The sequence below is a fragment of the Erythrobacter sp. HI0063 genome (assembly GCF_001635685.1).
In the GTDB taxonomy this organism is placed as follows: Bacteria; Pseudomonadota; Alphaproteobacteria; order Sphingomonadales; family Sphingomonadaceae; genus Qipengyuania.
The window spans coordinates 1-207 of the sequence record NZ_LWFF01000081.1; the positions used below are offsets into that span (position 1 = coordinate 1).

The following is a 207-nucleotide window of genomic DNA, read 5'->3' on the forward strand; positions in this document are numbered from 1 at the left end:
CATGTCCGACCTCCTGGACCGTTCGCTCGGCGAGAGGGTCGAGGTAGAGTTCGTGGGCGCACCTGGACTCTGGCTGGTCGAGGTCGATCCTAACGAACTGGAATCCGCAATCGTCAATCTGGCAGTGAACGCGCGTGATGCGATGCCCGAAGGGGGCAAGCTAACGATTGAGGTCAGCAATGCGAGGCTGGACGAGGCCTATGCCGC

At 61.4% G+C, this 207-nt stretch carries 1 pseudogene; it reads left to right on the forward strand.

From position 1 onward, the window contains the following. A pseudogene (locus A3736_RS17350) lies at nucleotides 1–207 on the forward strand (hybrid sensor histidine kinase/response regulator); the annotation flags it as partial.